The organism is Deltaproteobacteria bacterium, assembly GCA_016874755.1.
Classification (GTDB): Bacteria; Desulfobacterota; Binatia; order UBA9968; family UBA9968; genus DP-20.
This window is the reverse complement of record VGTH01000011.1, coordinates 35,283-46,985: the sequence shown is the minus strand read 5'-3', so window position 1 is coordinate 46,985 and position 11,703 is coordinate 35,283. Positions and strand designations below refer to the sequence as shown.

General features: G+C 57.6%; 11 protein-coding genes. 3 read left to right on the top strand and 8 right to left on the bottom strand.

Annotated features, from left to right (window positions below; translation table 11 throughout):
- Positions 1-15: 15 nt before the first annotated feature.
- The 7 genes from urtA to FJ145_08885 all read right to left on the bottom strand — a co-directional run bounded on the left by urtA (position 16) and on the right by FJ145_08885 (position 8,184).
- Positions 16-1,275, bottom strand: coding sequence for an urea ABC transporter substrate-binding protein (gene urtA / locus FJ145_08915; protein MBM4261539.1), 1,260 nt, complete (start codon positions 1,273-1,275; stop codon positions 16-18).
- Between the two features lie 93 nt (positions 1,276-1,368).
- Positions 1,369-2,658: a hypothetical protein gene (locus tag FJ145_08910; GenBank protein MBM4261538.1), complete on the bottom strand. Its 1,290-nt coding sequence runs from the start codon at positions 2,656-2,658 to the stop codon at positions 1,369-1,371.
- 335 nt (positions 2,659-2,993) lie between these two features.
- Positions 2,994-3,476, bottom strand: coding sequence for an ANTAR domain-containing protein (locus FJ145_08905; protein ID MBM4261537.1), 483 nt, complete (start codon positions 3,474-3,476; stop codon positions 2,994-2,996).
- Positions 3,477-3,779: 303 nt separating this feature from the next.
- The gene (locus FJ145_08900) at positions 3,780-5,399 is read right to left on the bottom strand and encodes a hypothetical protein (GenBank protein ID MBM4261536.1); all 1,620 of its coding nucleotides are present in this window, start codon (positions 5,397-5,399) and stop codon (positions 3,780-3,782) included.
- Positions 5,400-5,516: 117 nt separating this feature from the next.
- On the bottom strand, positions 5,517-6,266 hold the full coding sequence (locus tag FJ145_08895) for a hypothetical protein (GenBank protein ID MBM4261535.1): 750 nt from the start codon (positions 6,264-6,266) through the stop codon (positions 5,517-5,519).
- Positions 6,267-6,374: 108 nt separating this feature from the next.
- Entirely contained in the window at positions 6,375-6,992 is a 618-nt protein-coding gene (pal, locus tag FJ145_08890; GenBank protein MBM4261534.1) for a peptidoglycan-associated lipoprotein Pal, read from the bottom strand.
- A 31-nt stretch (positions 6,993-7,023) separates the two neighbouring features.
- Positions 7,024-8,184 carry a hypothetical protein gene (locus FJ145_08885; protein MBM4261533.1) on the bottom strand — a complete coding sequence of 387 codons (1,161 nt, stop codon included), beginning with the start codon at positions 8,182-8,184 and terminating at the stop codon, positions 7,024-7,026.
- A 150-nt stretch (positions 8,185-8,334) separates the two neighbouring features.
- Here FJ145_08885 and FJ145_08880 point away from each other — a divergent pair, with 150 nt between their 5' ends.
- The 3 genes from FJ145_08880 (at position 8,335) to FJ145_08870 (ending at position 10,670) form a co-directional block, all read left to right on the top strand.
- Positions 8,335-9,249, top strand: a complete 915-nt coding sequence (locus tag FJ145_08880) for a hypothetical protein (GenBank protein MBM4261532.1) — start codon at positions 8,335-8,337, stop codon at positions 9,247-9,249.
- Positions 9,250-9,372: 123 nt separating this feature from the next.
- Positions 9,373-10,098: a hypothetical protein gene (locus FJ145_08875; GenBank protein MBM4261531.1), complete on the top strand. Its 726-nt coding sequence runs from the start codon at positions 9,373-9,375 to the stop codon at positions 10,096-10,098.
- Between the two features lie 83 nt (positions 10,099-10,181).
- A complete protein-coding gene (locus FJ145_08870; GenBank protein ID MBM4261530.1) occupies positions 10,182-10,670 on the top strand; it encodes a hypothetical protein in 489 nt (162 codons plus the stop codon).
- Between the two features lie 80 nt (positions 10,671-10,750).
- On the opposite strand, the gene FJ145_08865 is transcribed toward FJ145_08870, so the two are convergent.
- Complete coding sequence (locus FJ145_08865) at positions 10,751-11,614, bottom strand: DMT family transporter (protein ID MBM4261529.1); 864 nt, start codon at positions 11,612-11,614, stop codon at positions 10,751-10,753.
- Between the last annotated feature and the right edge of the window lie 89 nt (positions 11,615-11,703).

Below are 11,703 nucleotides of genomic sequence, written 5' to 3'. Positions count from 1 at the left end.
CTGCCAGCAAAATAGTTACTTCTTCGCGACGATCTCAGGCTCGTCCTTTTTCTTCTCGTTGCCTGCAATGAATGGGCTCCAGGGCTTTGCCTTGACTGGGCCTGAAGTTTTCCAAACCACGTTAAATTGGCCATCCGCCTTCACTTCACCGATGAATACCGGCTTGTGCAGGTGATGATTCTTCTCGTCCATCTTGGCCGTGAAACCGGACGGCGCCTTGAAGGTCTGCCCCGCCATGGCGCCGATGACTTTATCCGTATCCGTCGATTTCGCTTTCTCCACTGCCTGCTTCCACATGTAGATGCCGATGTAAGTCGCCTCCATTGGATCATTGGTCAGCGGCTTGTCTTTATGGCCCGCCAGCCCTTTGGCTTTCGCGTAGGCGAACCATTTCTTGGTAAACTCTTCGTTGGTCGGATTCTTCAAGGATTGAAAATAATTCCACGCTGCCAAATGGCCGACCAGCGGTTTGGTATCGACGCCGCGCAGCTCTTCTTCACCGACGGAAAAAGCCACCACCGGCACATCCTTGGCTTTCAATCCCTGATTGCCCAGCTCTTTGTAGAAGGGCACGTTGGAATCGCCATTGATGGTCGAAATCACCGCGGTCCGTTTGCCTTCGCCGGCAAATTTTTTGATCTTGCCGATGATGGTCTGGTAGTCCGTATGGCCGAAGGGCGTGTACTCCTCCATGATGTCGGACTCGGGAATATTTTTCGATTTCAAAAACGCACGCAAGATCTTGTTGGTCGTCCGTGGATAAACATAGTCGGTGCCGAGCAAGACAAAGCGCTTGGCGCCGCCGCCATCCTTCGACATCAGATACTCTACCGCGGGAATCGCCTGCTGGTTCGGCGCTGCGCCGGTGTAGAAAACGTTTTTTGACAGCTCTTCGCCTTCGTACTGGACCGGATAAAAGAGCAGGCCATTCAACTCTTCGAAAACCGGCAAGACGCTCTTGCGCGATACCGATGTCCAGCAGCCAAACACCGCAGCGACTTTGTCCTGAGCGATCAACTGCCGCGCTTTTTCGGCGAACAACGGCCAGTTCGACGCTGGATCGACGACCACCGGCTCGATTTTCTTGCCCAGCACGCCCCCCTTGGCGTTGATTTCGTCAAAGGCCATCAGCGCCATGTCTCTTAAAACCGTCTCGCTAATCGCCATCGTGCCGCTGAGCGAATGCAGCACACCGACTTTGATCGTGCCTTGCGCCTGCGCCTGATTCAGGCTCGCTAACGCCAGCCCGACGCTGAGCGCCGCTACGGCAAACATTTTGATAAACTGGCGCCGCTTACGCCCAGCCAGCGACCTAAAAGCATTCATGAATTCCTCCTCTATTGTGAAGTCCGTAATTTTTCAAAGCACCTAAAACAAGAATTGAGTTTGCAGCCGGATGCGGTGCGCATCACGCACGCTTGGCTGACCGCTGAATCTGCTGTTGTCGAGGAAGCTGTAGTCGCTCTGCAGCTTCAGATTGTGGCCGTAGATGTAATAATAATTGAGACCGGCCGTATACGCGGTGGTTTTCCGCGCCACTCCAGCGACGTTCGCCTTGTCGAACTCGACGCCGGAAATACGGCCAGCCAGCTCCAACTTCGCCGGAACCACATAGAAACCGAGCTGCGAGTAATAACCCCAGTTGTCACCGGAAGAGCGGCCGGGGGTGGTAAAATGATCATGCCGGTAATAACCCGCCGCCTGCAGCGCCAGCCGTTCCCAGCGAAAGCCGAGGTCGAGAGTCAGGTTCGTCGTGGTATCTTTGCGCACCAGGTTTTGAAATGACGAACCACCTTCGATCGGGTTATAGGCGGCCGCAAAACCGACGGACAATTCCGGATCGGCGGCCGGCTTGGGAGAGCTTTCGTTGTATCCATAGGGCTTGAGAATATCTAATTCCAGCCGGCCCAAAGCGCCCATCCGGCTCGAGAAGTTCTGTTGTCCGGGAGCGTCGAGAGCGCGAATGCTGTTGAGCGCCGCCGCATGGTAAGAAAGCGGTCCGATTTTTCCGGAAACATGCGCGCCGATTGAGCGCGGCAAATTGAACGCGTAGTCCGCCTCGGATAAATCGGAGAACAGCAGGTTGCCAGGGTGCGTGTAGAACTGCCGGCTGTACGGCAGCACGAAGCGGCCGACTTGCGCGCCAAACTCCGGCGCGTAACCGTATTTCATCCACCAGTCGAGCATGGTTATGTTGTTGTTGTTGCCAAGCGTGCTGCCCTGGATCTGCATAAAATAAGACAGCTTGGGATCGAAAACCTTTCCTGACAGCGCCAACCGCGCCAGCCCCACGTCAAACGTGTGATTGGTGCTGGTATTCTCGGCCTTGTTAAATGTGTAGCGGAATTGGCCGAAGCCGTTAGCGACCAAAGAAAACGGCTTATCCTTGCTGCGAATGTAAAAACCGTCTTCATAACCTGCTTCAATCGCGGGCAACTTGGCGAGGGCCTCCGCTTGCGCCTTCGCCTGAGCTTCGCCCTTCGTCTCTTGGGCTTGCACGCGCTTTTCGAGCTGCTCAATGTAAGCCCGCTGTTTGGCCAACTCCTCCCGCAAGACTTTCAAATCGAGATCCGCCTCACCAGCGAATCCTCGCGCCGTTGCTGCAAGCAGCCCCAGTACAGTGGCGCACAGGGACCCGCGCGCCGCCGGTGTCTCAATCGACCCATGGTTCTCCTCCTATGAAAAATTACTGTCTTATGTTGGAGACCCGTCGTTGGGTCGAGCGAAGAACGCCGGTGTTCCTCACCGGGTAACAGGCGATAGCAACTCTTATGCCGCAGGCTATCGAGCTAGGCGCGGCGGGATGGCCGCGAAAAGATGATGAATTATTGCGTATGGCTGTGCAGTGCGTGCAGAAAAGCGTGTTCGGTTTGCTTAGAAACTAGGCACTGCGATTAATTCCTAAGCACATCTGCGGAAGATGGATCAATGTGAGATCTGCGGAAAAATCTCGGGTGAGATTTTCGCGCGGCAATCGTCGGCGCCGGCGAGCTTCAACCCTTCCCTCTCCTGCTCACCGCTTCGGAAAGGATCAAGGCCTCGGCGATTTCCTTCATCGGCCGGCGCAGGTTCATGCTCTCTCTTTTAATCAAGGAAAATGCTTCCGCTTCAGTGTAGCCGCTTTGCTCCATCAAGAGTCCCTTGGCTTTTTCGATTAACTTGCGCGCTTCCAAAGTCCGCTTCAGATTGCCGTTCTCGTAGCGCAGCGCCGCGAGCTCGTGAAAGCGAACCAGCGCCAGCTCAATGGCCGCTGGCAGCTCCTCAGCGCGGAGTGGCTTGAGTAAATAGCCCATGATGCCGGCAGCGACAGCGCGCCGAATCGTCCCGGCATCGCAGCGACTCGTAAGTAGAATGATCGGCGTCGGCTGCGGGGCCATGATTTGCTGCGCCACACTGATGCCATCGAGGTCGCGCAGCCCAACCGCCATGAGCACTACATCCGGTGTTTTTGCGCCGACCAATCCAGCGGCACCCATACCGCACCGCTCGAGGTTTCGGCGATAACTTCATAACCCCTGCCGTTCAGGACACTGACAGCACTGCGGCACGATGGAGGGTGATCGTCGACGAGCAAAATTCGCGTCATGGCTGCATGGCGTTTCCGTTCTCGTGCAATGTGAGCAATGCCGATGCCAGCGAAATCCGGCGCTTTGGGGCCAGTGCTGCCCCGAGAACCAGTCGGAAGCTTATACAACTGCACAGAAGTTGAGCGACGCGAACAAATTCTAGGCAGGCAGGAGATAGCCGTCGAAATGCCCGGCGCGGGCATCCGTCGCTCTTTATTGAGCTAGCAACTTCAGCTTGTTTTTGGCGTTCTTGCCAATCTTATTGCGGGGAAATTTCTCGGCCACATGTTCTAACAACTCGCGCCCGAGATTGCGTTCTTCACCCTGGCGTTCGACCAAATTGAAACCGAGCGCGAAATATTCTTCCGGGCTAAAGTTCTTTTCTTTCTTCAAGGTCTCGAATAGCGGGAAAGCACTGTTGCGATAGAGGTCGACAACCAGATCGACGCCCGGATGTTGGCGATGGCTCGCCACCGTGTGGGCATGCCGCTTCAACTGCGCCAGCGCAAGCTGGAACTTGTCCTCGGGCTTGAATTGAGCCAGCTCTTTCAGCGGCGTCAAAAACGGCACCGCTTCCTTGTACTTCTTCGCTTTGACCAGTTTGCCCCCTTGCTCGGCAAGCTTATCGTAAACAAACTCACCGTCGGCCTGCTTTAGCGCGTGCAAGAACGCTGCTTGAATGCGCTCCTCGCTATCGATCGCTTTCTGCAGCCGCTTCCATAAGGCATCGATGGTGTCCTGGCGCCACTTGCCCTCGAACGATGGCAACAGCTCGACGATGCTCCAAGCTTTGCTGGCGTCCTCGCAGGCGAGCAACTCTTTGATCAACGCCGTGCGCGCTTCGGGAATCTTGCGCAGCGAGCTCGCCGCCACGTCGCGCTTGCGGTAGTCGGCGTCGCCCAATTGCTCAACCAACGTGCGCACCGTGCCCGGGGTGCCCACCTCGCCCATCTGGCGCAGAGCAAATTTCTGCACGTCGTTGTGTGGGCTCTGCATCAATTTCGACAGCAACGCGCGCGATTCATCCGGCAGTCCGTGAATGTCGAGCAATTCGAGGGCGAGCCGCGTCATCTCGGTGAATTCATTTTCTTCGAGCAGCGGCAGCAGTTTGGCGTACTCGTCTTTGCGGAGATCTTGATCGCGCAGGCAACGCAACAGCGCGACCAGCGCATGCGAACGAATGATTGGCGGCTGCTCCGCGCCAATGAATTTGAAGAGCCACTTGCGCGCGCCCGGCCGGCCAAGCATGCCGAGCAGGCGCATCGCCGACACCGCGGCTGGCCGCTGCTGCTTCACGTCGAGATCGTCGGCAAAGGCTTCGACTTCTTCGAAGAATTGTTCCTGTTCTTTGTCACTCTGCTCGCGCACCACGGGTGTCAGAAAATCGCAGATCGTTTTGTTCAACTCATCGCTGCCGCTAAGCAGCATTTGCAACAGACCCTTCAGGGCACCCTTGCCGCGCACCGCGCAAAGCACCCGCGCGCCGTTGACCTGTCCAAGGCGTGGTGCGGCGGACAAACGCTGGAGCAAGGGTTGCACGACGGGCTGCCCCGCCGTAGTCAATAACTTAACGGCACGTTCTTGAATGTCTCTGTCCGGATCTTCGAGCAACGGAATCAGCAGTGCAGGACCGTTCTTCGCTTGAATCGTTTCGAAATAGCGCAGCGCATAATCCTTAATAACCGGGTTGGGATTGCTAAGGCTCGCCGCGACCGTCTTAGCAACGGCAGCGTTATCGAGCTTGAGCGCGCCAAGGACCAGGAGCGCGGCCGCCCGATGCTCCACGGTACCTTTGTCGGCGAGCGCCAACAGTTGTTGTTGCAAATCAGCCATAAGATAGATCGTTTAACATCTGCGGTTTGGCGTCTAGAGTCCGGCGTTAGACGTCCGGAGCCCAAAACCGCTAGACCCAAAGCCGTTAGACTCTAGACGCTAAGACTTTTCCCTTTATCATCGCGCCGGCCCGCCAGTCCGCAACTCCTCCATCAACCGCCCATACCCTGGCCGGCAATCAAAAATGCGCAGCGCCTTCAACGCGCCCCACACCATCACCGCTGGCGCGGCCACGACGGCCTTGCCGCTGTCAGCTTCCAGCGGTGCGATGATGTCGACGCTCGGCCAGCGCGGGCAGGCGATATAGATCGCGTCCGCTTCGGGATGCAGCCGCGCCAGGTCGCGGCCAAGCGTATAGGCTGCGTCGGCCGATTGGCTGGCAAAATCGATGTTCTTTGTTAACCCTAGCCCCTTGGTCGCTGGCACTTTGAAGCCGCTGGCTTCGAGAAAATTCTTGATCTCCTGATTGCGCGCATCGATAAACGGGCTCACGGCCAAAACTGAGCGCGCGCCAAGCAAACGCAGCGCTTCGACCACAGCGCCGTTGGCCATCACCACTGGCAAATTCGTTTCGCGGCGCAAGAGCGCGCCAAGCTCAGCATCGCCGTTCGGCCCCTTCGCCAACGCCACCGGCGCGCCGCCGCAGATCAACACATCGACTTTCTCAGCGGCCAAACGCTTGCCGGCGTCGACCATGCGGTCGAAGGCCGAAGCCGCCTGCTCCGCACCGAGCGTTTGAATCGGCTCGCTGATCGTCAAGCCGACGTGCAAGACACCCTCGGGTAAGAGTTTGCGCATCTCTTCGCCGGAAGTGTCGAGAATCGCCGGCGCGATATGGCCAACTCGCGCGCGCCATCCGTATTTCATGATCTGTAGCCTTTCTGAAAACACTTACTCACCACAAAGACACGAAGATCGGAGAAAAGAACGACTTTTCCGAACTTCGTGTACTTCGCGTCTTCGTGGTGAAGAGTCCTATGTTGTCGACTTACTCGCAGCAATCACGAAGCGCGCCCGCCGGTTCTTGGCCCAACAGCCTTCGTTCTTGTCCGTGCACACCGGAATCTCCTGACCGTAGCTGATGGTATTCAAACGCTCTTTGCCGATGCCCAACGTTGCCAGAAAATCCAGCGCCGCTTGGGCGCGCCGCGAACCCAGTGCGAGATTGTACTCGACGGTGCCGCGCTGGTCGCAGTGACCTTCGATCTGCACACGCGCCGCCGGGTTGGCTTTCAGCCATTCACCACTGGCGCTGAGAATTTTGCGCGCCTCGGCGCTCAATTCTGAGCTATCGAAGCCAAAATAAATCTCTCTCAACGGACTCGACGCCGGAGTGACGCTGCTCTGCCCACTGCGCAGATCATCGAGACTGCCTCCTGTAACCGTCGGCACCGGCTTTGACGCCATCGGTGCGTTTTTTTCGGCGTCGGGATTCTCGAATGTCCACTTTGGCATGCCATATTCATCGAATCTCGGGTTGATGCTTGGCGCGCAGCCAGCCAGCCAAATAGTTGCCAATACTGTCGGCAAAACCATTGCCCATGAGTTCATTTTCTCCATGTTGCTATTTGTCCTTCCTCCTTGATGATTCATGCTTTGATGCTTGAGGTGGTGAGCTCTTGCTTCACGCGGCGGCCAACAAGCGTACGCCGTAGAGCTTTGGCTGCGAGACCACGAGACGCCGCCAGTTGGCGCCGCCGTCGGTGGTCGCGTAGACCGAGCCGTCGGTGTAGCCGACGCATAGTGTGTTGGGGTCGTCGGGGTGTATCGCAAAGCCGCAAGTCATATGTTCGTGTCCCGCCGGCAACCCGGTCTTCAAAAAAGTCCAATTCTTGCCGGCATCGTCGCTGCGCAGAATCTGCGTTTTGGCGCCGCCGGTTTCCGCCAGACGGAGCTGGCTAAACTTTACTGTGTTGTAAGGGCCAGCGCGCACGGTGCGGTAGCCGGCCCAGGTCGCCGGGCCATTCTCCGCGGCGCCGAGGAAGACGCGGTCCGGCGCTGCCGCATGATTGATCATTGGAATCGCATAGGCGCGGCCGAGACCGTACTCGCATTTGATCCAATTTTTACCGCCGTCAGTGGTCCGGTAAGTGCCGATGCCTGTGCTGGCATAAAGCGTGTCCAAGTCCTTCGGATGGCGGGTCACCCAGTGCACGTCGCGGTAGACCCGCCCCTCTTCATGCTGACCCATCTCGTAAGGAACGACGGCCGCCGGATCGTTAAACTTTGGGTACGCCGTCAAGCTCCACGGCCCGCTGATATCTTCCCAAGTCGCGCCGCGGTTGCGGCTGCGCGCCACACCGCCCTCTTCGATGCCGACGATGATTTCGTCGGGCACGCGGGCGTCGAGCACGATGCAGCGCGCGTGCGCCACATGGGCGCCGGGCGGGAAGGTCCAGCGGTTGTAATCGGGTAAATTGCGAAACGTCGATAGCTCGGTGAACGAGCGGCCGCCGTTTTCGCTGACGTAGACCGAAGCCGGCAGCGTGCCGACGTAGATTTCATCCTTGCGTGTCGGATGCACCGCCATGCACCAGATATCGCGCCGGTCGATGCCGCCCGACGGCAGCCACTTCCAGGTCACGCCCTCGTCCTCGCTGATGTGAATCTCGGTCAGCGTCGCCGCATAAAGTTTTTTCGGGTTGAAAGGATCGCGCGCGACTTCGCGGATGGTCTCACCATCCATCGCGCTGTTGATGATTTCGACGTTGTCGGACTTGCCATCCCAGCGGCAGCGCAAAAGTCGCTCGGCGGTCAGGAGAAATAGTTGCAGATCCTTGCTCATTGTGCACCTCCGTAGTCGAGTGGTCCAAAGCGAGAGTAGGGAAATCAGCCGAGCAGGTCAAGCCGCGCGGCGCGGCTTCGCCGCGCTGTTTCGGGTTCTAGCTTTCGAGTTTCGGGTCTTCGCTCAATTTCGTTGTTCAACGCTTGAACCATGAACGGATGTTGTTCTACATTGGCGGCCATCATGCGCCAGGTAAAACCACCCGACCCCAATACTCGCAGGCCGAGTTTCAAGCTGCCGCCCGGCGCCTGCGATACTCATTTGCATATCTACGGGCCGTTCGACTGCTATCCTTTGGTTCCCGAGCGCCACTACGACCCCGACCCACACTGTACGCTAGATCATTATCTGAAAGTGCAGGACGCGCTCGGCTTAGAGCGCGCCGTCATCGTCACCGGCAGCGGCAATGGCACGAATAATCAAATCACACTGGACGCCATCGCGCGCATGAACGGCCGCTTCAAAGGACTGGCGCAGCTCGATCCCAACATCAGCGATGCCGAGTTGGAAAAATTAACAAACGGCGGCATCACCGGCTTTCGCATCAAAGGCAGAAATCCCCCGAGCCGCGGCGGCATGAGCGTCAAAGAAACCCCGCGCATGATGGAGCGCACACAAGGCTTCGGGTGGCATATCGAGTTCATGTCTGAATCCATGCAGGAAGTCATCGCCACCACGCCATTTCTCAGTTCCCTCAAAGTTCCCTATCTCTTTGACCACGTCGCCCACGCCGAGCCCGACCAACACAAACATGGCGATAAGGAGTTTGCCGAACTGATCGCGATTTTAAAAAACGAAGAGCACGCCTGGATCAACCTCTACAGTTTCTACCAGCTCTCAAAAACCGGCACGCCTGACTACGCCGATATGGTCGGAGTCATCCAAGCGCTCATCGCCGCCCGCCCGGACCACGTCGTCTGGGGCACCAACTGGCCCCACGCCAGCATTACCGTAGCGACGCCCAACGACGGCGATTTGGTGGATTTTCTATTAGCCGCGGCGCCAGACGAAACCACGCGCAATAAGATTTTGAGTGAGAACCCGGCGAAGCTTTACGGCTGGTGAAGTAAGTCATTGAATACCCCTCGATACACGACTAGCGTCGCCACTCGGGGCAATCGGCAAAAAAATCCCGTCCGTCCCGAGTAGCGCGAGGCGTTATCGTGGGGCTTGACCAGGAGGATTCAAATGTACGGCTGGCGCGCTCGCATTGGTCACGTCGCCCCCTCGCGCGGCGACACGTTGGTTTATGAATTCTACAAAATGTTTCCCGAGGGGTTCATGATCATGAACACCACGGGCACCGTGCGCAATCTGGTCGACAATGACTTTGAGGCGGCGCTGCAACGCATCGATGAATCTGTCAAAGACCTCGTCGACAACAACTGCGATTCGATCATCTTCAGTGGCTCACCGCTGTTTACGCGCTTGCCCTTCGGCAAAGACCGCGAGTTGGGACAAGAACTGACGAAAAAATATGGCGTGCCGGTGTCCGCCGGATTGACCGCGGAAGTGGAAGCGCTAAAAGCGATGAAGTGTAAAAAACTCGTCGTCGGCACGCCCTATCCTGACGAGCTGAACAAACGATTGAAGCACCATCTCGAACAGTCCGGATTCGAGGTTCTGCAGATCGCCGGCTACGGCGTCAGCAACAACGCCAAGCTCACCGACTTGCCGGTGCATGCGGCCTACAAAATCGCCAAGCGGCTCTACGCCAAAGGCCGCGATGCCGACGGGATTTTCATACCCTGTCCACGCTGGCCGACGGTAACCGACGTCCAGCCGCTAGAAGACGAGCTCGGCATTCCGGTCATCACCAGCAGCGTCGCGTGCTGCTGGCACGCCATGAAGTTGATCGACATCAAAGAAAAAATCACCGGCTTTGGGCGCTTGATGGCCAGTTTGGGACAATGAGCACACTCGCGCATGCGGGCGAAACTTGATGCGACGTAAAGTTCCCGTCGTCTAACCGATAGCCATAACAAAGGAGACCATTTATGGACTGGCTCAAAGCAATGATTCTAACGGCGCTTTTTTCGGCGACCATCGCCGATTTCAACGCGGCTGCCATGGCGGCCGACTGGGGCCGCAGCGGCAGCTGCCGGCGCGGCGAGCCCATTCAAATCCAAGACCTCGACATGCGGCCCGATCCGGTGATTGAGGGACAGCGCGTCCGGTTTTGGCGCATCAACCTGCGCTACGACGGCCGCGGCGAGTGCGAGACCAACATTTATGTGCGCGAGGGCAACAACATCGCCGGCGCCCTGCGCAACTACACGATTCACAATGGCATGAATGAGATCCAAGTACCCGCCAATGACGGTTTTCGTTTTCGCACGCGCGAATCTTGCTTCAACGTCCAGGTGGACCTCGAAGGATCGCGCCGGCCGGTGGACGCCGAGAAACGCTTCTGCGCTACCCAGCGCGTGGTGTGGTCTATGCGCGAACCGGAAGACCGCGGGCGCTTTGAAGCAAATCGTCGCTAGCGCCTGATTCACGATAAACCCGGAGGCGGGAGGACGGGTGATTCTCAGCCTTCCGCCTTTCATCCTTCATAATTCATCATTCATCCTTTCCCACGCCGCACCACCAACCCGGTCCCGCACAGGACCAACACACACCCGAGAATCGTCTCCGCTGTAACCCTCTCACCGAGAAACAGCGCCGACCAGATCATCGTAAACGCCGGCATCAAAAACGTCACGGTCAACGCTTTTGTCGCCCCGACGTCGGTGATCAAGCGGAAATACAAAAGAAACGCCCAGCCGCTGCATAAAAGCGCAAACGTCAGCATGCTAAGTGCGATGTTAACCGTTATGGGACCGGGCGGCGGTGCAAGCGGAATTAGCGGCAGAAGCAACAATCCCGCCGCCAGTTGGCTCGCGCCGGCAATCGCTTTCGGATTGGCGCCGCCGGCAAAACCCTTGGCATAGGTGCTGGAGATCCCGTAACAGCAAGCAGCGCCCAAACAGGCAGCGATGGCCCACAGCGCCATCGTGCCAATCGCGCCGGAGCCCAGCCGCGTCACCAGCGCAACACCGGCCAGACCAAGAAAAAATCCCAAGATCTTCTGAGCCGTGATCTTTTCGCCCAACCAAAACGCGGAGAACAACGCGCCAAACAGAGGCGACGTAGCGTTGAGAATCGCCGAGTAAGACGCCGGAATGTGCAGCGCCGCAAAGGCGAACAGAAAAAACGGCAGCGCCCCATTGAAAATGCCGATGACAACGTACTGCCTCCAGAATCGCCGCCAATGGACGTCGAGACCGATGGCGCGGAAATAGAGCTGCAGCGCCGCCCAGGCGATCAGCACGCGTAAATCAGCAGTAACAATCGGACCGAGGGCCGGCGCGACAATGCGCAGAAACACAAACGAGCCGCCCCAGATGGCGGCGAGCAAAAGCAAACGAAGCCAGTCTGGTAAGGACATTTTGTCTCACTGGAAGGGAACCAGAGGTATCCGAGTGTGAACAGCCCCTCGATACGCGACTTGTGTCGCTACTCGGGGAATCGGTCAAA